Genomic DNA, 18,175 nt, shown 5'->3' with positions numbered 1-18,175 from the left:
TGCTCACGGCAGTGCAGAACACGCCCACTGAAAGAGGTTAACAGTCCATGTCCATTTTCCGCCGCCCCGACTACCAGTCCGACGCTACCCAGTTCATCAACCAGCTCAAGACCAGCCATCCGGCGCTGGACCAGCAGCAACAGGCGGGCCGCGCCCTCCTGTGGGACAAGCAGGTAGACCGCAAGATCTGGGTGGAATACCGTGACGGCCAGGTCGCCCAGAAGCCCTACGTGTACCAGACCAACGCGGACTGACCCGCATTGGCGCTCCCATCGGGCCTCCAGATAGCCTCCACCGCTTTGTGCACAAGCGCTGGCAGCTATATTTTCAATAGCAATCCATGACCCCATCGCGCGAAGCCGATGCCGCAGGCGGCGTGGGCAGCATGCCCGACGTGGTCGACCAGGTAGCGCTCGCGCGCCTGTACGGCGAGCCGCTGTTCGCGCTGCCCACCGACCTGTACATCCCGCCCGACGCGCTGGAGGTCTTCCTCGAGGCCTTCGAAGGCCCGCTGGACCTGTTGCTGTACCTGATCAGAAAGCAGAACTTCAACATCCTCGACATCCCCATGGTGGGGGTCACCAAGCAGTACCTGGCGTATGTGGACGAGATCCGCAGCCGCAACCTGGAGCTGGCGGCCGAATACCTGCTGATGGCGGCGATGCTGATCGAGATCAAGTCGCGCATGCTGCTGCCGCCCAAGAAGCAGGAAGGCAGCGAGGAGCCCGAGGACCCGCGCGCCGAGCTGGTGCGCCGCCTGCTCGAGTACGAGCAGATGAAAATGGCCGCCGCCCGCCTGGGGCAGCTGCCGCAGTACGGCCGCGACTTCCTGAAGGCGCAGGTCTACATCGAACAAAGCCTGCAGCCGCGCTTTCCGGACGTGCACGTGGTGGAGCTGCAGGACGCGTGGCGCGACATCTTGAAGCGCGCCAAGCTCGTGCAGCACCACAAGATCACGCGCGAGGAGCTGTCGGTGCGCGAGTACATGAGCATGGTGCTCAAGACCCTGCAGGGCCGCCGGTTCGTCGAGTTCGAAGAACTCTTCGAGCCCGAGAACGGCAGCACCGTGCTGGTCGTGACCTTCATCGCGCTGCTGGAGCTGGCCAAGGAGACGCTGATCGAGATCACGCAGGCCGAAGCCTTCGCGCCGATCTACGTGCGCCTGGCTTATGTACCGGCATGACACCCCCTGAGCGGCTGCGCCGCTTCCCCCTTTCTCGCTGCGCGGGAGGGGGACGCCACCGGCGGCCTGGCGAAGCCAGTTCCACGGTGGCACTGGCCTGAAGCAGCGCCGGTTCCAACGGCAACTACGGACCCCATATGGCATCCCACGACTTCGACGTCCTCATCGTAGGCAGCGGCCTGGCCGGCCTTTCGGCCGCGCTGCACCTCGCCCCCACGCACCGCGTGGCGGTGATCACCAAGCGCGCGCTGCAGGATGGCTCCAGCGGCTGGGCGCAGGGCGGCATTGCCGCCGTGCTGGCCGATGACGACAGCTTTGCGGCGCACATCGAGGACACGCTGGTCGCAGGCGCTGGCCTGTGCGACCTGGCCACCACGCGCTTCGTGGTGGAGAACGCGCCCGCATCGATCGCCTGGCTGCGCGAGCTGGGCGTGCCCTTCACGCTCGAAGGCGACCAGCTGCACCTGACCCGCGAAGGCGGCCACAGCGCCCGGCGCATCGCCCACGTGACCGACGCCACCGGCGCGGCCGTGCAGCGCACGCTGATGGACGTGGTGCGCGCCACGCCCGGTATCACCGTGTTCGAGCACCACACGCTGGTGGACCTGATCACCACACACAAGCTGGGATTGCCCAGCCACCGGTGCCTGGGCCTGTATGCGCTGGACGACGCCACCGACTCCGTCGTGACCTTCCGCGCGCCGCAGACCATCCTGGCCACGGGCGGCGCGGGCAAGGTGTACCTGTACACCACCAACCCCGACACCGCCACGGGCGACGGCATTGCCGCCGCGTGGCGCGCGGGCTGCCGCGTGGCCAACATGGAGTTCATCCAGTTCCACCCCACGGGGCTGTACCACCCGCACGAAAAGTCCTTCCTCATCAGCGAGGCCGTGCGCGGCGAGGGCGGCCAGCTCAAACTCCCCGATGGCACCCGCTTCATGCCCGACCACGACCCGCGCGCCGAGCTGGCCCCGCGCGACGTGGTGGCCCGCGCCATCGACTTCGAGATGAAGAAACACGGCCTGGACTGCGTGCACCTCGATATCTCGCACCAGAGCCCGGCGTTTTTGCAGGAGCACTTTCCGAACATCCTCGCGCACTGCGCGGCGCTGGGCATCGACATCACCAAGGAGCCCATTCCCGTGGTGCCCACCGCGCACTTCACCTGCGGCGGCGTGCTGACCGACCTGGCGGGCCGCACCGACCTGCCGGGCCTCTTTGCGGTGGGCGAGGTGGCCTGCACCGGCCTGCACGGCGCCAACCGGCTGGCCAGCAACTCGCTGCTCGAATGCATGGTGTTCGCGCGCGCCGCTGCCCAGGCCATTGCCGCAGCGCCCGCGGCAGACCTGCCCGCCCTGCCCGCCTGGGACGACAGCCGCGTGACCGACGCCGACGAGTGCGTGGTCATCTCGCACAACTGGGACGAGCTGCGCCGCTTCATGTGGGACTACGTGGGCATCGTGCGCACCAACAAGCGCCTGGAGCGCGCCGCGCACCGCATCGCCACGCTGCAGGGCGAGATCAACGAGTTCTACGCGAACTTCCACGTCACGCGCGACCTGCTGGAGCTGCGCAACCTGGTGCAGGTGGCCGACCTCATCGTGCAGAGCGCGCAGATGCGCCGCGAAAGCCGGGGCCTGCACTTCAGCCGCGACTACCCCGAGCTGGCCGCTCCCGCTGCGCCCACCATTCTCGTTCCCCCCGTGGTCAAACGCACCGCCGAAAAACCGAGCCTGCGGCCATGACCTACAGCGTCAAGGAAATCTTCTACACCCTGCAGGGCGAAGGCGGCCAGGCGGGCACGCCGGCCGTGTTCTGCCGCTTTGCGGGCTGCAACCTCTGGACCGGCCGCGAGCAGGACCGCGCGCAGGCCGTCTGCCAGTTCTGCGACACCGACTTCGTGGGCACCGACGGCACGCTGGGCGGCAAGTTCGACACCGCCGAGCGGCTGGCCGAGACCATCGCCGCGCAGTGGCCTGCGGGCGCGGGCCACCGCCTGGTGGTGCTGACCGGCGGCGAGCCCCTGCTGCAGGTGGACGCCGCCCTCATCGACGCGCTGCATGCGCAGCAGTTCCGCATTGCCGTGGAGAGCAACGGCACGGTGAAGGCGCCGGACGGCATCGACTGGCTGTGCATCAGCCCCAAGGCGGGCGCGCCCTTCGTGCAGCGCAGCGGGCAGGAGCTCAAGCTCGTGTGGCCCCAGCCCGGGTTCGACCTGCAGGCGCTGGAGCGTGACACCCAGTTCAGCCATCGCTTCTTGCAGCCCATGGATGGCCTGCTGCAGCGCCAGAACATTGCCGCCTGCATCGACGCCTGCATGGCCAACCCCGCGTGGCGCCTGAGCCTGCAAACCCACAAGCTCACCGGCATCCGGTGAACCGAATCTCTCCGTCAGTCCTATGTTGTTCACCATTTCCCAGCGCTTTTTCTTCGACGCCGCCCACACCCTGCGCCGCGAGATCGAGGCCGAAGGCAGCCGCCGCGTGCACGGCCACACCTACCATGCCGAGGTTTCGCTGAGCGGCCCGCGCGACCCCGCCACCGGCATGGTGCTGGACCTGGGCCTGCTGCGCCAGGGCCTGGCCGTGGTGCGCGAGCAGCTGGACCACCACCTGCTGGACGACGTGCCCGGCCTGGGCACCCCCACGCTGGAGAACCTGTGCGTGTTCATCGCAGCGGCCCTGCCCGCCGACCTGCAGCCACGCGTGAGCCGGGTGCGCGTCTGGCGCGACGCGCTGGGCGACAGCTGCACGCTGGACCTGCCCGTGGCCTGACGCAGACCGCCCGCACCGCCACAATTTTCAGACGCCAACCCAGGACGCCCGATGTTCCGCACCCTGCTCAAATCCAAGATCCACCGCGTGGCCGTGACCCAGTGCGAGCTGCACTACGAGGGCTCCTGCGCCATCGACGAAGACCTGCTCGATGCGGCCGACATCGCCGAGAACGAGCAGGTGCACCTCTGGAACATCAACAACGGCGAGCGCTTCATCACCTATGCCATCAAGGGCCAGCGCGGCAGCGGAATGATTTCGGTCAACGGCTCGGCCGCACGCCGCGCGTCGGTGGGCGACCTGATCATCATCGCGGCCTTCGCCCAGGTGCATGAGGACCAGGTGGCCACGCACCAGCCACAGCTGGTGTTCGTGGACGAGAACAACCGCCAGACGGAACTGCGCCACGCGGTGCCCACCCAGGCGCTGTGATTTCACTTTGTCTGCAAACTTACCCGACCCCGTTCACGCTGAGCCTGTCCAAGCGCCGCGCGAGGCTTCGACAAGCTCAGCCCGAACGGCTGTGAAGGCAATGAACCGGCGCAAATCCGCATGAGTGCGACCCCACAACCTCCACCCGACACCCTGGCCGCGCGCAGCCTTGCCAGCGTCTGGCACCCCTGCACGCAGATGAAGCGGCACGAGGCCCAGCCGCCCGTGGCCATCGCCCGCGCGCAGGGCCCCTGGCTGTACGGCACCGACGGCCAGCGGTACCTGGACGGCATCAGCTCCTGGTGGGTCAACCTGTTCGGCCACAGCCACCCGCACATAAAGGCCGCGCTGGTGGACCAACTGGGCAAGCTCGACCACGTGATGCTGGCAGGCTTCACACACGAGCCAGTGGTGGAGCTGTCCGAGCGCCTGGCTGCGCTCACCGGCCTGGGCCACGCGTTCTACGGCAGCGACGGCGCAGCCGCCACCGAGATCGCGCTGAAGATGAGCGCGCACTACTGGCGCAACACCGGCCGCCCCGCCAAGAGCCGTTTCGTGGGCCTGGCCGGCGGCTACCACGGCGAAACCGTGGGCGCGCTGGCCGTGACGGACATCGCGATCTTCCGCGAGGCGTACGCGCCGCTGGTGCGCCTGGCCGACACCGTGCCCAGCCCCGATGCGCGCGGCGCCGCCGCTGGCGAGACCGCTGACGATGTGGCGCAGCGCGCCGCAGCGGGCCTGGAAGGCTGGCTGGCAGAACACCACGCAACCACCGCGGCCTTCATCGTCGAGCCGCTGGTGCAGTGCGCCGCCGGCATGGCGATGCACAGCCCCGACTACCTGCGCCGGGCGCGCGAGCTGTGCGACCGCTATGAGGTGCACCTGTTGGTGGACGAAATCGCCGTGGGCTTTGGCCGCACGGGCACGATGTTCGCGCACCAGCAGGCGGGCATTAGGCCGGACTTCATCTGCCTGTCCAAGGGCCTCACCGGCGGCACGCTGCCGCTGTCGGCCGTGCTGACCACCGATGCGGTGTACGCCGCGTTCTACGACGACGACGTGGCGCGCGGCTTTTTGCATTCGCACTCGTACACCGGCAACCCGCTGGCCTGCCGCGCGGCGCTGGCCACGCTGGAACTGTTCGATGAGCTCGATGCCTTGAATGCCAATGCCGCGCTGGCCCTGCGCATCGACGCGGCATGCGCACCCATCACCCACCACCCACGCGTGCACCATGCGCGGCGCCAGGGGATGATCTGGGCGTGGGACGTGGACACTTCTCTGCCCGACTTTGCCCGCCGCTACCACCAGCACGCCATGGCGCGCGGGCTGGTGCTGCGTCCCATCGGCAAGACCCTGTACGCCATGCCGCCCTATCTGCTCGACAACGAGGCCGTGCAATGCCTGGCCCGCGGCGCGCTCGACGCGCTCGACGCCACCCTGCAAGAGGAAATTTAAATGATTGGATGTTTTGTGACCGGCACCGACACCGGCGTCGGCAAGACGCTGGTGTCCGCCGGCCTGCTGCACGCGCTGGCGCCGCACCACCGCCACGTGGTGGGCATGAAGCCCGTGGCCGCGGGCCTGGTGCCCTGGGGCGAGGACTGGGCCAGCGAGGATGCCATCGCACTGCGCTCGGCCTCCACCCTGGCCGTGGCGCCCGAGCTGGACAACCCCGTGCTGCTGCCCGACCCGCTCTCGCCCCACATCGCGGCGGCGCGGGCCGGCGTGGAGATCGACATCGCGGCCATCGTGCGCAGCTACCAGGCGCTGGCGGCGCAGGCGGACGCCGTGGTGGTGGAAGGCGCAGGCGGCTTTCTGGTGCCGCTGTCCGACACGCTCACCGGCGCCGACCTGGCCCAGGCCCTGGCACTGCCCGTGGTGCTGGTGGTGGGCCTGCGCCTGGGCTGCCTGAACCACGCGCTGCTGACGGCCGAGGCCATCCGCGCGCGCGGCCTCACGCTCATCGGCTGGGTGGCCAACCGCATGGACCCCGGCATGGAAGCGGCCGGCGACAACATTGCCTTCCTGCGCGCCCGCCTGGGCGCCCCGCTGCTGGCCGAGGTGCCCTACCAGGACCTGCCCGAGGCACGCAGCATGCAGCTGGAGCTGCCGCCGGCATGGCTGTGACCGGCACGTCCGCTGCGGGCTCGACCGCAACATCGTGGCTCGATGAGATCCCGGGCCGCCTGGCCGACATCGAGCGCGCACACCTGCTGCGCCGCCGCCGCGTGGTGGAGCCGGCAGGCGGCGCACGCCTGCTGGTGGACGGCCAGCCCATGCTGGCGTTCTGCAGCAACGACTACCTGGGCCTGGCCAGCCATCCCGCGCTGGCGCAGGCCGCGCGCGAGGCCACGCACACCTTCGGCGTGGGCTCGGGCGGTTCGCCCCTGGTCAGCGGCCACAGCGCCGCCAACGCCGCGCTGGAGCACGACCTGGCCGCCTTCGTGCAACTGCCCCGTGCGCTGTACTTCTACGCGGGCTACGCCACCAACGCGGGCATCATCCCGGCGCTGGTGGGCGATGGCGATGCGGTGTTCTCCGATGCGCTCAACCACGCCTGCCTGATCGACGGCGCCCGCCTGTCGCGCGCCACCATCCACCGGTACCCGCACGCCGACCTGCCCGCGCTGGAGGCCGCCCTGGCCGCCAGCCCCGCCCGGCGCAAGCTGGTGATCAGCGATGCGGTGTTCAGCATGGACGGCGACCTGATCGACATCCCTGCCCTGCTGGCGCTGTGCGAGCGCTACGACGCCTTGCTGCTGCTGGACGACGCGCACGGCTTCGGCGTGCTGGGGCCCCAGGGGCGCGGCAGCCTGGCGCAGGCGGGTTTGACGGGTGCGAATGCCGCGCGCCGCGTGCTCTACATGGCCACGCTGGGCAAGGCCGCGGGCGTGGCCGGCGCCTTCGTGGCGGGTGATGCCGCACTCATCGAATGGCTGCTGCAGAAAACGCGCACCTACATCTTTGCCACCGCGGCCCCGGCGCTGCTGGCCAGCGCGCTGCGCGAAAGCCTGGTGCTGATCGCCGCGGCCGACGACCGCCGCGCGCACCTGCAGGCCCGCATCACCCAGTTGCGCGGTGGCCTGGCGGCGCTGCCCGCACCAATGGCCTGGCACCTGCTGCCGTCGCACACGCCTGTGCAGGCACTGGTGGTGGGCAGCAACGAAGCCGCGCTGGCCGCCATGGACAGCCTGCGCGCGCAGGGCCTGTGGGTGCCGGCCATTCGGCCACCCACGGTGCCGGCGGGTACGGCACGGCTGCGCATCGCACTGTCTGCCGCGCACACCGAGGCCGATGTGAAAGACCTGCTGGCCGCGTTGCGCCAGCATGCGGCAGAGCGTCTGGGCTAGCCGCTCGAAGGATCGGGGTGGGTCCCCGGTCCTTCGGCAGTCCTCAGATGCTTTCCTTGATCACCCGGCTGTTGATGGGCTGCAGCGGCCGTGCGTTGGCGCTGTACATGTGGCGGAACGCATTGATCTGCTGCGGGCTGAGCTTGACGGGCTCCTTGAGCACCATCCACTGCACGCCTTCGGAGCATGGCGGCGTGGTCAGCGACCCGGCAAAGCTGTAGTAGCCCTTGCTGGCAGGCAGCAGGCTGCTGGCGTCGAGGGAGAGTCCGTTCACCGTGACCTGCTCGCCCGCACGGGGCAGGTGGGCAAAGATCGGGGCCCAGGCGGCATTGGCCTTGCCGGGCTGGATCAGCACGGCCACCACGCCCAGCGTGCCGTCTTCGGCCTTGTGCACGAAGTGCGCCACCATGGCCGCGCGTTTGCCGCCAATGGCTTCTTCGCTGGGCGTGTGGAAGTGGAACTGCAGCAGCTCCATCGGCTTGCCGTCCACCACCAGCTTGCTGCCGGCGGGCATGTTGACCTGCACCGTGTGGCCGTTGTTGAGCAGCGTGGGGGCGGCGGGCGTGTACTGAAAGTCGAGCGCGGGCAGCGCTTCCTTCACCGTCTTGCGGATGTTCACCGGGCTTTGCGCCGCGCCGCGCGCGCAGGCTTCGAAGCCTGCTTCCAGCTCGCCCCAGTGGGTGGCGCCGTGTTTGCCTTTGTATTCCCAGTGCGGGTTGGCGCCTTGTGCGTTGGCAGCGGCAGCGGTGCACAGTGCGATGGCGGCCAGGGCGATGTGTCGGACGAATGCAGGGTGGGTCATGGCATGGAGGGGGATGGTGAACAGGCAATCATCGATCTGCGCGCGTTCAATCCCTTGCCGAACACACGACGCCCGGCCAGGGCCTGCTCTGCGGCCGAACGCGCCATATTCTGCGCACCTGCCTGCTGAGTTGCAACACAAATGATACGAATGGCCGCCACCGTCGGTACCGGGCCACGACAGCGCCCGAACTGGGCGAGCTTAAGGAAGCGATAAGAAATCTGTGGTTTGTGGCGCGCTGGCTGCGCTTGGGCCACACCCCCACGAGGGCACGCCGCCCCGCCGGCACCATCCAGCCCCTTAAACTGGCGCCGGGTGCGCAACCTTTGTGCCCTGTGTGCCTGCCGATGCGGCACATGCCCCTGAACGGACCCTTCACCATGCCCCATCTCGTCGTCGAATACACCAGCAACCTGCCGCACTTCCCCGAAGCCGAGGCGCTCAAGGCCCTGAACGCCCAGCTGTGCGCCCACCCCGAAATCCAGGACGAAGCCGACCTGAAGACCCGCTTCGTGGTGGCCGACAGTTTCGAGATCGGCACTGCACCAGCCAACCGCGCCTTTGTGCATGCACAACTGCGCCTGCTGGCTGGCCGCTCGCCCGAGGCCAAGAAGGACCTCTCCGGCCGCGTGGCCGCGGTGCTGCGCGAGCTCTCGCCCCGGCCTGCCGGCGTGCTGGTGCAATTGAGCGTGGAGGTGGTGGACATGGACCGCGGCTCCTACGCCAAGGAACGGCTCTGACCCTCCGATAGCCGCCGCATGCCAGCGGCAGCAGCGGGCCCCGCGTTCAGCGGGCTTCGCGGTCCGCGGGTCCGGCCACCTGCGGCAGTACGCCGGGCGCGTCCATCTGCGCCTGCAGCCAGCCGCGCAGGCTGTTGATGAAGGCCCAGCCCTGCACGCGCGGCAAGTCGGCCAGGTGCACCACGGCTTCGGCCACCTGCCCTTCGCGCAGCGCCACGGCCCGCCCCACGCCAGGCAGCAGGCCGCAGGCCAGGGGCGGGGTGACCCACTGGCCGTCCAGCAGCACGGCGATGTTGCCGAAGGTGCTCTCGGTGATCTCGCCCGCGTCGTTCCACAGCACGGTGTCGAACACGCCCGGCGTGGTGGGCGCATACGCCGCGTAGTGCGCGCGGCGGGTGGTCTTGTGCCGCACGAACTCGCCGTGGGCCGCTTCGAAGGCGGTGGCGGCCAACTGCAGGCGCACGGGCTCCGCGGTGGGCTGCAGGGCAAAGGCTTCGGCGCGCGCACTGCCGTCGGCGGCCAGCAGCAGCCGCACGCGCCAGGCGCCGTTGAAGTTCTGCAGCGCCGCGATCTGCAGCTCTTGCCGCACGGCATGGGCGTTCCACGGATAGCCGAAGTGCACCGCCGCCTGGCCCATGCGCGCCACGTGCAGGTCGGCATGGCGGAACTTGCCGTCGTTCAGGGCCAGTGTTTCCAGGATCTCGAAAGGCATGCTCGCGCGCTCCACGAATGCGCGCTTGTGGCGCCACTCCTGCCATTCTGCGGCAGCTTCGGCGCCCGAGGTGATGCCGCTGCCGATGCCGCAGGTGGCGCTCCACCCATCTTCCGGTCCGCGCCCCCCGTGGAGCACCACGGTGCGGATCGGCACATTGAAGGTGGCGGACACGGCGTGGGTGGCGCCGCCCGGCCCCGCCTTTCTCATTCGCCCCGCGGGCCGCACCACGCCCACGGCGCCGCAGTACACGCCCCGGGGCTGGCCTTCGAGCGCATGGATCATCTGCATGGCCCGCACCTTGGGCGCGCCGGTGACGGAGCCACACGGGAACAGCGCCGCGAACACGTCGGTGAGCGTGGTGCCGGGCCGCGTGCGCGCCACCACGTCGGACGTCATCTGCCACACGGTGGGCAAGGACTGGGTGGCGAACAGTGCGGGCACCTGCACGCTGTGCGGCAGCGCGATGCGCGAAAGGTCGTTGCGCAGCAGGTCCACGATCATCACGTTCTCGGCACGCTCCTTGGGCGCCGTGCGCAGGTGGTCGGCACGGGCCGCATCCTGCTCAGGCGTGGCGCCGCGCGGGGCGGTGCCCTTCATGGGGCGCGCCAGGATGCTGCCGCCCTCGGGCGCGTCCTGCCAGTCGAAGAAGAGTTCGGGCGACACCGACAGCACCTGCTCGCCGCCCGCGTCGATGTGCGCGGCGTAGCCGCCAGGCTGCGCCCGCAGCAGCGCTGCAAACAGCCCGGCGGGGCTGCCCTGCAGCGTACCCGTCAGCGGCGCCGTGTGGTTGACCTGGTACAGCTCGCCCGCGCCGATGGCATGCTGGATGCGCGCCATGGCGTCATCGAAGGCGGCGCGGCCCGGGGCGCCGGTCCAGGCCACTTCGGCAGGGTCTTGGGGGGCTGCACCCGCCGCGTCGGCGGGCCACGGCAGGGGTGCGTCGTGCACCGCAAACCACGCCAGCGGGCCATCGGCCGCATGGGTCTGCAGCGCAGCATCGAACGCGGCAGCAGCCTCGTAGCGCACATACCCCACGCACCAACGCCCTGCCGCGGCCGCCGCATGCACGGCGTCGAGCACACCGCGCACACCGGCCAGGTCGCGCGCCACCAGCACCTCGCGCGGCACACCGAACGCGTGGCGCAGGCGCGGCCTGTCGGCATCCTGCGGCTGGGTGAAGTCGATGCGCGAAATACCAGTCAAAACCGCCCCTACCGCTTGATGGATGAGCGCAAGCAGCTATCAAATAAATAGCGCATCATTGCCACCACGCCCTCAGGCAGCGCCCAGGTGCGGCACCAGCGCTGGGGTGGGCTGCCCGTTCTTGAGCGCCGCAGTGAAAGCCAGCATGCGATCGATGGGCTGGCGGGCGCGCGGGATGAGGGCCGGGTCCACCGTGATGGCGTTGGCGCCGGTCTCCAGCACGCGGGCCACGTCGGCCAGGCCGTTCATCGCCATCCAGGGGCAGTGCGCGCAGCTCTTGCAGGTGGCGCTGTTGCCGGCCGTGGGGGCTTCGTAGAAGGTCTTGCCGGGGTTGAGGGTGCGCAGCTTGTGCATCATGCCGTTGTCGGTGGCCACGATGAACTCGGTGGCATCCAGATCCCGCGCAGCCTTGAGGATGGCGCTGGTGGAGCCCACGGCGTCGGCCAGCGCCACCACGTCGGCGGGGCTCTCGGGGTGCACCAGCACCTTGGCGCGGGGGTGTTCCTTTTTGAGGGCTTCCAGCTCGAAGGCCTTGAACTCGTCGTGCACGATGCAGGCGCCGTTCCAGAACACCATGTCGGCGCCGGTCTCGCGCTGGATGTAGGCCCCAAGATGCCGGTCGGGTGCCCACAGGATCTTTTGCCCCGCGGCCTTCAGGGCGCCCACGATGTCGAGGGCGCAGCTGGAGGTGACAAGCCAGTCGGCGCGTGCCTTCACCGCGGCGCTGGTATTGGCGTAGACCACCACGGTGCGGTCGGGGTGCGCGTCGCAGAAGGCGCTGAACTCGTCGATCGGGCAGCCCAGGTCCAGCGAGCAGGTCGCGTCCAGATCAGGCATCAGGATGGTTTTTTCGGGGCTCAGGATCTTGGCCGTCTCGCCCATGAAGCGCACGCCGCTCACCACCAGCGTCTGCGCCGCGTGGTCGCGGCCAAAGCGCGCCATCTCCAGCGAGTCGCTCACGAGGCCGCCGGTTTCTTCGGCCAGGTCCTGCAGGTCGGGGTGCACGTAATAGTGCGACACCATGACCGCGTTCTTTTCCTTCAGCAGGCGGCGGATGCGGTCCTTGAGCGCCGCGCGCTCGGCCGGCGCGGGCTCGGGCGGCACGCGCGCCCAGGCGTGCTTGGTGGAACAGACGTCGCCGTCCGCGCCCGGGGCGGGCTGCTCGTACTCGACGTCCTTGATGGCAATGGTGGTCATGGGGTACTTGCTACCAGCGGCTGGGGCTGGTTTCGTGGAGGGGTAAGCATATCGGCCCGGCCCGCCCTGCGCTGGCAACCCTGCGCAGCGCAGGGTTGCCAGCGCAGGGCGGGTGCGGCCAGGGGCTCAGGCCAGGTCCTGCAGGCGCATCGAAAAGTCGGTGGCCTGCACGTCCTTGGTCAGCGTGCCGATGGAAATGCGGTCCACGCCGGTGTCGGCCAGCGCGCGCAGCCCTTCGAGCGTGACGCCGCCCGAGATCTCGAGGATGGCACCGCCGCCAGGGTGCGCGGCGTTGATGCGCACGGCCTCCTGCAGCGTGGGCAGGGGCATGTTGTCGAGCAGGACCATCTTCGCGCCGGCCTGCAGGGCCTCGGCCAGCTGGTCCAGCGTTTCCACCTCGATCTCGATGAATCGGGCCTGGCCCGCCACCGCCTGCGCAGCCCGCAGCACGGCCGTCACGCCGCCGGCCGCGGCGATGTGGTTTTCCTTGATCAGCACCGCGTCGTGCAGGCCGATGCGGTGGTTGGTGCCGCCGCCCACGCGCACGGCGTACTTCTGCGCCAGGCGCAGGCCCGGCAGGGTCTTGCGGGTGTCGACGATCTGCGCGCGGGTGCCGGCCACCACGTCCACGTAATGCCGCGTCTTGGTGGCCACGGCCGAGAGCAGTTGCAGGAAGTTGAGCGCGGTGCGCTCGGCGCTGAGCAGCGCGCGGGCCTGGCCTTCGATCTCCAGCACGATCTGGTCGGCCACGCAGCGCTGGCCTTCCTGCACGCGCCAGGTGAGCTGCACGCCGGGGTCCAGCGCGCGCAGCGCGGCCTCGGCCCAGGGGGCCCCGCAGATCACGGCGGGCTCACGCGCCAGGATGCGGGCACGGGCGCGGCGGCTGGGGTCGATGAGCCCGGCCGTGAGGTCGCCGGTGCCCACGTCTTCGGCCAGGGCGCGGGCCACATCCTGCTGTGCCAGCGCGGCCACGGCCGCGTCGGTTTCATCGTCTCGATTTTTCATGGTGGGCAAGCATAGCGGCATCGCACAGACGCGCCGAAATTTTGACGGGCGCCGGACAAGGTGTTCATCGTCCGCAAGGGGTCGCGCAGCAGCCTTTGTGGTACGGGATGCGCGGCAGTGCCCGTGGCGGACAGCCAGTGACCGGCCGGCGTGCGACGCCTCGCACCGGCAGCCGCAAGCCTGTGCCGACCCAGATAACCGACCGCGCTGCGGGCACGGGCGTCAATCCGCGCCGTCGTCAGACATGTCGTGCGACCGGCGGCTGGCCAACAGATCGGCGGGCGTTCTACCTGCCACATTGATGGCACTGTCGTCCGCTCCGTGCCGGCGCAGCAGGTCGATGACCTTCGGGTTGTCATCCAGCGCGAACCAGAGCGTCCCCCCGCCCGGCTCGTTCACCCACGTTTGGCCGCTGCAGTAATGCAGCGCTGTGTTGCCATACGCGTCCACCGCGTGCAGGTCGGCCCCGGCGGACAGCAGGTACTGGATCACCGCCAAATCGTCCGCCAGCGCTGCCGCCATCAAGGCCGTGCCAAGGCGGCCCACCGGCCCCTTGAACGCGCAGGCGACCTTTGTCCCGCGGGCATTCACGTCGCAGCCCAGTTCCTCCACCAGATAACGCACCATCTCCAGCTTGCCGGGCATGATGCTATGGGCAGAGCAAGCGACGAGCAGCAGATCAGGCCCCGCCAGGTGCGCGTGGTGCTGGGCGAGCTTGCGCACCATGTCCAGCGAAAAGCTGCGGACTGCGCCCTGCAGTGCGCCCGCGTTGACTGTTGCGCCGTGTGCCATGAGCAGATCAACGAACTCCACGCTGCCGGACTCTGCCGCCAGGCCCAGGGCGTCCGAGCCATCCCTGTTGCGCAGGGCCATGTCGGGGCGGCGTTGCAGCACGGTGTGCAGGTTGTGCACGTTCCTTTCCCACTCCCGCGCCGCACAGGCTGTTTCTTCCGGGTCTTCTTCGTCGTCGCTATCGGTGTCGGTGTCGGTGTCGCCGTCCATCTGCGCATCTGCACGCGCCGAAATGGCCCAGCGGTAACTCGTACTCGCCGCGAGCAACGGCGTGTCGCCGTTGTAGTTGCAAAAGTCCACGCTGCCTTCGCTGGCGATCACGGCATCGAGTTCAGCCAAGGTGATCTTGCGATCTCCCATCGCGCTGATGAAGTCATCGGCCGCTTCGCTGGCGTGGTGGCGGGCGTCCTGCTCGTCGTCCACATCCTCACCGGCTTCGATCATCGCCAGCTTGCCCCCCTCGGACAGGGAACCCGGGTTCTCCTCGTGCGCCAACGTTTCAATGAAGTCCCAGTAGTAGGCCGAGAGGTCCACGCTCTCGCTGCTTGCGAAAGGCACCAGCACCAGATCGCCACCATCCACATCGCATTGCGTGCCCAGCAGCTCAAACGCCCGGGCAAGGTAGTGCGTGCTGGCGAACTCTTCGGGGTTCTGCAGGTAGTCCGCGATCACCATGTGTTTGGGGCACCCGCGCTGCAGGTTCTTCAATGCGGCGGCATGGTCGGCCACACGGATCCGGAAAGCTCCAGGTTCACTGACAAATACGCTGGTTTCCATGGGTCCACACTCTCGTCTTGGTTGGTTGGTTGGGTTTGAAATGGGCACCTGGCCTCAGCCGGTGCAGCGTGTGTTGGTGTAGAGGGCCGGTGCCAGAACCTTGGCTTCTTGGCCCCATGCATCGCTCACCACGACCTCGCCGCTGCGGGCTGCGGCGATCAGGGCTTGGAACGAAGCGGAAAACTCGCGCTGCGTGAGCAAAGCCCGCGCCCTGTGCACGAAGCGGGTGCGCGGGCTGTCAGGGCCTTCCTGGTCCACGTCGAAGTGAAAGATGCGGTACACCGCCAGCATGACCAGCTCGCGCCACGCCGCGTTCTGCGGCACGTCCGATTGCGCGCAGTGGTGGTACCACAGGTCCATCGGCCGTTCGTACTGGAAGATCATGTCGCTGCTGCCGCGGTTCAGGGGTTCAGGCCGCACCAGCCATTGACTCATGGTCCACAGCGTATCCAGCGTGAAGCCGTGCTGCATCATTGGAAAATCTTCGTAGTCCAGGGTGTACCGGGGTGCGCGACTGTAGTAGGTGTTGATCGTCACCGGAAGGCGCACGGTCTGCAGCTTGACGTCGGGCCACATCAGATTGAAGAGGCGTTCGGTCTGGCCCTCGGTATGCACTTCGATCCGTCGGCAGTCCGCAAAGGGCTCGGGCGCAGGCGGCAGGCTGGCGGCCACTGCGGGCAGTTCTTTTTCCAGATCGGCCATGCGAAACATCCGCAGGCTGCCCGACGCAGGCTCGCTCAGACCGATCTGCCACAACCCGTTGAACCCGATCAACCGGTCGTTCCAACGGGCATGGGGGTTGTTCATGAACTGGTCGCGCAGGGGTCGCAACACCGCATCGTCACGGCTAGGGTGCAGGTACAGAAAGAGCAGCAGGTCCAGGTGGCGCGTGGTGGAGCTTTGGCTCCAGTCATGGAGCTTCTTCCACTCGGGGAGCTGGCCCTTCAAGAAGTATTGCTTGATGATGCTCCGGGCCTTCTTGTTCTTGTCCAGCACGTACAGCAGCTTCTCGACCTCCAGCCACTGCTGCTTGCGCTCTGCCATCCAGGCCTTGTCACTGGTTTTCCAGTGGCTGGTATCGAATCCATCCCAGTAGTCCATCGACCCCTCCATGTCTTTCTTCACAGGACCCCCACGCAGCGGCCAATGGCGGTGGATGATAGCCAGTGGATGGCGTGGTGCACTGGACAAATTGTCCGGTGTTGCCTTTCAGTGCACTGCGGTCCGCTACAACGTCCTGCGGGCGCCCTCCGAGGGCGGTAGGGACAGGGGTATCGCATAGACTCGCGGCAATTTTTGCCACTGCGAGCCCCATGACTGCCACCAGCACCGCGTCTGCCACGCCCTACGGCACCCTGCCGCCTGCGTCGCCCCTGCCTCAGCGCAGGCCCGTAAGCCTGCCGCGACTGGCGCAGATGCGGGACGCTGGCGAGAAGATCACGATGCTGACGGCCTACGACGCCACGTTCGCCGCCGTGGCCGATGCGGCGGGCGTGGAGTGCATCCTGGTGGGCGACTCGCTGGGCATGGTCTGCCAGGGGCTGCCCAGCACCGTGGGCGTGGCGCTGGACACCATGGCCTACCACACGGCCAGCGTGGCGCGGGGGCTGCACCGCGTGCAGGCCACGGCCTGGCTGATTGCCGACCTGCCCTACGGCACCTACGCCGAAAGCCGCGAGCAAGCCCTGCGCAGCGCCTGCGCGCTGATGCAGGCCGGCGCGCACATGGTCAAGCTGGAAGGCGGTGGCTGGACCGCACCCACGGTGGAGTTTCTGGTGCAGCGCGGCATCCCCGTGTGCGCACACCTGGGCCTGACGCCGCAGACCGTGCACGCCCTGGGCGGCTACCGCGTGCAGGGCAGGACGGACGGTGCGGCGCGCACGCTGCGCCAGGAAGCGCACGAACTGGAGGACGCCGGTGCGGCCATGCTGGTGCTGGAGATGGTGCCCGCCGCGCTGGCGGCCGACATCACGGCGGAGCTGCCGCACTGCCACACCATCGGCATCGGTGCGGGCAACGGCACCGCGGGCCAGGTGCTGGTGCTGCACGACATGCTGGGCATGAACCTGGGAAAGATGCCCCGGTTCGTGCACGACTTCATGCAGGACGCAGGCAGCGTGCGCGGCGCCATGGAGGCGTACGTGCAGGCCGTCAAGCAGGGGCGGTTTCCGGACAACGCACTGCACGCGTGGTAGCGCCAGGCGTCGATCCATACCCAGCGCCGATTGCCGATTGCCCCCGTTGCCCACGCACGCAAGCGCGTTCGCCAATCCCTGCCTTTTTTCTTCATCGCCGCACGGCCTCTTCACCATGCTCATCGCCCGCTCCGTTGCCGACCTGCGCCAGGCCCTGGCCCCGTACCGTCGCCCCGCCTTCGTGCCCACCATGGGCAATCTGCACGACGGGCACATCGCCCTGGTGCACCAGGCCAAGCCCCTGGGCGACATGACGGTGGCCAGCATCTTCGTGAACCGCCTGCAATTCTTGCCGCACGAGGATTTCGACAGCTACCCGCGCACCTGGGAGGCCGACTGCGCGCAACTGCAGGCCGCCGGCTGCGATGTGCTGTTTGCACCGCGCGAGGCCGACCTGTACCCCGAGCCCCAGACCTTCAAGGTGCATCCCGACCCACTGCTGGCCGACATGCTGGAGGGGCACTTTCGACCCGGCTTCTTCGTGGGCGTGAGCACGGTGGTGATGAAGCTGTTTGCCTGCGTGCTGGGCGCCACGGGCGGCACGGCCGTGTTCGGCAAGAAGGACTACCAGCAGCTCATGGTCATCCGCCACATGGTGCGGCAGTTCGCGCTGCCCATCGAGGTCGTGGCGGGCGAGACCTTCCGCGCCGCCGACGGGCTGGCCCTGAGCTCGCGCAATGGCTACCTGGGACTGCAGGAGCGCCAGGAAGCCGTGGCTCTGTCGCAGGCGCTGCAGCAACTGGCACAGCGCTGGCGCGGCGCTCCGGCCCCTGACCCGCAGCACGCCGCAGCGTGGGAGCAGCAGGCCCTGGACGCCCTGCGCGCACGCGGCTGGCAGCCCGACTACCTGACGGTGCGCCGCCGGGTGGATCTGCTGGCACCCACGGCCGAGGACGCGCCGGGCACGCTGGTGGCGCTGGGTGCGGCGCGCCTGGGCACCACGCGGCTCATCGACAACCTGGAGTTCTGATGCTCTGCTATTGATAGCAGCTAGCGCTTGCCAG

At 68.8% G+C, this 18,175-nt stretch carries 18 protein-coding genes; 12 read left to right on the top strand and 6 right to left on the bottom strand.

Annotated features, from left to right (window positions below):
- Positions 1–47: 47 nt before the first annotated feature.
- From ASG27_RS13810 to bioF, 9 genes are all read left to right on the top strand, one after another.
- Positions 48–254, top strand: coding sequence for a DUF3460 family protein (locus tag ASG27_RS13810; RefSeq protein WP_056418107.1), 207 nt, complete (start codon positions 48–50; stop codon positions 252–254).
- A gap of 86 nt (positions 255–340) precedes the next feature.
- Positions 341–1,183 carry a segregation and condensation protein A gene (locus ASG27_RS13805; RefSeq protein WP_056418102.1) on the top strand — a complete coding sequence of 281 codons (843 nt, stop codon included), beginning with the start codon at positions 341–343 and terminating at the stop codon, positions 1,181–1,183.
- A 137-nt stretch (positions 1,184–1,320) separates the two neighbouring features.
- On the top strand, positions 1,321–2,931 hold the full coding sequence (nadB, locus tag ASG27_RS13800) for an L-aspartate oxidase (RefSeq protein ID WP_056418099.1): 1,611 nt from the start codon (positions 1,321–1,323) through the stop codon (positions 2,929–2,931).
- A complete protein-coding gene (gene queE, locus ASG27_RS13795) occupies positions 2,928–3,563 on the top strand; it encodes a 7-carboxy-7-deazaguanine synthase (RefSeq protein WP_056418095.1) in 636 nt (211 codons plus the stop codon). The genes nadB and queE overlap by 4 nt, the downstream gene beginning before the upstream one ends.
- Positions 3,564–3,585: 22 nt before the next feature.
- Positions 3,586–3,960 (top strand): 6-carboxytetrahydropterin synthase, encoded by a 375-nt coding sequence (locus ASG27_RS13790; protein ID WP_056418092.1) that lies wholly within the window; start codon positions 3,586–3,588, stop codon positions 3,958–3,960.
- A gap of 51 nt (positions 3,961–4,011) precedes the next feature.
- A complete protein-coding gene (gene panD, locus ASG27_RS13785; protein WP_056161647.1) occupies positions 4,012–4,392 on the top strand; it encodes an aspartate 1-decarboxylase in 381 nt (126 codons plus the stop codon).
- 120 nt (positions 4,393–4,512) lie between these two features.
- Positions 4,513–5,850 (top strand): adenosylmethionine--8-amino-7-oxononanoate transaminase, encoded by a 1,338-nt coding sequence (gene bioA / locus ASG27_RS13780; protein ID WP_056418089.1) that lies wholly within the window; start codon positions 4,513–4,515, stop codon positions 5,848–5,850.
- Positions 5,851–6,522: a dethiobiotin synthase gene (gene bioD, locus ASG27_RS13775; protein ID WP_056161642.1), complete on the top strand. Its 672-nt coding sequence runs from the start codon at positions 5,851–5,853 to the stop codon at positions 6,520–6,522.
- Positions 6,513–7,745, top strand: coding sequence for an 8-amino-7-oxononanoate synthase (gene bioF / locus ASG27_RS13770; RefSeq protein WP_056418086.1), 1,233 nt, complete (start codon positions 6,513–6,515; stop codon positions 7,743–7,745). Before bioD ends, bioF begins: the two co-directional genes overlap by 10 nt.
- Positions 7,746–7,788: 43 nt before the next feature.
- On the opposite strand, the gene ASG27_RS13765 is transcribed toward bioF, so the two are convergent.
- Entirely contained in the window at positions 7,789–8,547 is a 759-nt protein-coding gene (locus tag ASG27_RS13765) for a carbonic anhydrase (protein WP_056418084.1), read from the bottom strand.
- A gap of 380 nt (positions 8,548–8,927) precedes the next feature.
- Here ASG27_RS13765 and ASG27_RS13760 point away from each other — a divergent pair, with 380 nt between their 5' ends.
- Positions 8,928–9,287, top strand: a complete 360-nt coding sequence (locus ASG27_RS13760) for a 5-carboxymethyl-2-hydroxymuconate Delta-isomerase (protein WP_056418377.1) — start codon at positions 8,928–8,930, stop codon at positions 9,285–9,287.
- A gap of 46 nt (positions 9,288–9,333) precedes the next feature.
- Here the strand turns inward: ASG27_RS13760 and ASG27_RS13755 are convergent, their stop codons facing one another.
- From ASG27_RS13755 to ASG27_RS13735, 5 genes are all read right to left on the bottom strand, one after another.
- Complete coding sequence (locus tag ASG27_RS13755) at positions 9,334–11,205, bottom strand: chorismate-binding protein (RefSeq protein ID WP_056418081.1); 1,872 nt, start codon at positions 11,203–11,205, stop codon at positions 9,334–9,336.
- Positions 11,206–11,277: 72 nt separating this feature from the next.
- Positions 11,278–12,402: a quinolinate synthase NadA gene (nadA, locus tag ASG27_RS13750; protein WP_056418079.1), complete on the bottom strand. Its 1,125-nt coding sequence runs from the start codon at positions 12,400–12,402 to the stop codon at positions 11,278–11,280.
- Positions 12,403–12,528: 126 nt separating this feature from the next.
- Positions 12,529–13,407 (bottom strand): carboxylating nicotinate-nucleotide diphosphorylase, encoded by an 879-nt coding sequence (gene nadC, locus ASG27_RS13745; protein WP_056418374.1) that lies wholly within the window; start codon positions 13,405–13,407, stop codon positions 12,529–12,531.
- Positions 13,408–13,629: 222 nt separating this feature from the next.
- Complete coding sequence (locus ASG27_RS13740; protein ID WP_156388142.1) at positions 13,630–15,024, bottom strand: ankyrin repeat domain-containing protein; 1,395 nt, start codon at positions 15,022–15,024, stop codon at positions 13,630–13,632.
- 6 nt (positions 15,025–15,030) lie between these two features.
- The gene (locus tag ASG27_RS13735; protein ID WP_056418073.1) at positions 15,031–16,089 is read right to left on the bottom strand and encodes a hypothetical protein; all 1,059 of its coding nucleotides are present in this window, start codon (positions 16,087–16,089) and stop codon (positions 15,031–15,033) included.
- Positions 16,090–16,289: 200 nt separating this feature from the next.
- Between ASG27_RS13735 and panB the strand changes: the two genes are divergently transcribed.
- Together panB and panC are read left to right on the top strand one after the other, a co-directional pair.
- Positions 16,290–17,171, top strand: coding sequence for a 3-methyl-2-oxobutanoate hydroxymethyltransferase (panB, locus tag ASG27_RS13730; protein ID WP_056418070.1), 882 nt, complete (start codon positions 16,290–16,292; stop codon positions 17,169–17,171).
- A 115-nt stretch (positions 17,172–17,286) separates the two neighbouring features.
- A complete protein-coding gene (panC, locus tag ASG27_RS13725) occupies positions 17,287–18,141 on the top strand; it encodes a pantoate--beta-alanine ligase (protein WP_056418065.1) in 855 nt (284 codons plus the stop codon).
- Positions 18,142–18,175: the final 34 nt, after the last annotated feature.

The organism is Acidovorax sp. Leaf191 (genome assembly GCF_001424425.1).
Classification (GTDB): domain Bacteria; phylum Pseudomonadota; class Gammaproteobacteria; order Burkholderiales; family Burkholderiaceae_C; genus Acidovorax.
Note: the sequence above shows the minus strand (reverse complement) of the source record. Positions and strands in the feature narration are given on the sequence as shown.

Bases quoted from the DNA above. Each gene is read 5' to 3' on its own strand.
- ASG27_RS13810 (WP_056418107.1), top strand. From the start codon at position 48: ATGTCCATTTTCCGCCGCCCCGACTACCAGTCCGACGCTACCCAGTTC.
- ASG27_RS13805 (WP_056418102.1), top strand. From the start codon at position 341: ATGACCCCATCGCGCGAAGCCGATGCCGCAGGCGGCGTGGGCAGCATG.
- nadB (WP_056418099.1), top strand. From the start codon at position 1,321: ATGGCATCCCACGACTTCGACGTCCTCATCGTAGGCAGCGGCCTGGCC.
- queE (WP_056418095.1), top strand. From the start codon at position 2,928: ATGACCTACAGCGTCAAGGAAATCTTCTACACCCTGCAGGGCGAAGGC.
- ASG27_RS13790 (WP_056418092.1), top strand. From the start codon at position 3,586: ATGTTGTTCACCATTTCCCAGCGCTTTTTCTTCGACGCCGCCCACACC.
- panD (WP_056161647.1), top strand. From the start codon at position 4,012: ATGTTCCGCACCCTGCTCAAATCCAAGATCCACCGCGTGGCCGTGACC.
- bioA (WP_056418089.1), top strand. From the start codon at position 4,513: ATGAGTGCGACCCCACAACCTCCACCCGACACCCTGGCCGCGCGCAGC.
- bioD (WP_056161642.1), top strand. From the start codon at position 5,851: ATGATTGGATGTTTTGTGACCGGCACCGACACCGGCGTCGGCAAGACG.
- bioF (WP_056418086.1), top strand. From the start codon at position 6,513: ATGGCTGTGACCGGCACGTCCGCTGCGGGCTCGACCGCAACATCGTGG.
- ASG27_RS13765 (WP_056418084.1), bottom strand. From the start codon at position 8,547: ATGACCCACCCTGCATTCGTCCGACACATCGCCCTGGCCGCCATCGCA.
- ASG27_RS13760 (WP_056418377.1), top strand. From the start codon at position 8,928: ATGCCCCATCTCGTCGTCGAATACACCAGCAACCTGCCGCACTTCCCC.
- nadA (WP_056418079.1), bottom strand. From the start codon at position 12,402: ATGACCACCATTGCCATCAAGGACGTCGAGTACGAGCAGCCCGCCCCG.
- nadC (WP_056418374.1), bottom strand. From the start codon at position 13,407: ATGAAAAATCGAGACGATGAAACCGACGCGGCCGTGGCCGCGCTGGCA.
- ASG27_RS13735 (WP_056418073.1), bottom strand. From the start codon at position 16,089: ATGGAGGGGTCGATGGACTACTGGGATGGATTCGATACCAGCCACTGG.
- panB (WP_056418070.1), top strand. From the start codon at position 16,290: ATGACTGCCACCAGCACCGCGTCTGCCACGCCCTACGGCACCCTGCCG.
- panC (WP_056418065.1), top strand. From the start codon at position 17,287: ATGCTCATCGCCCGCTCCGTTGCCGACCTGCGCCAGGCCCTGGCCCCG.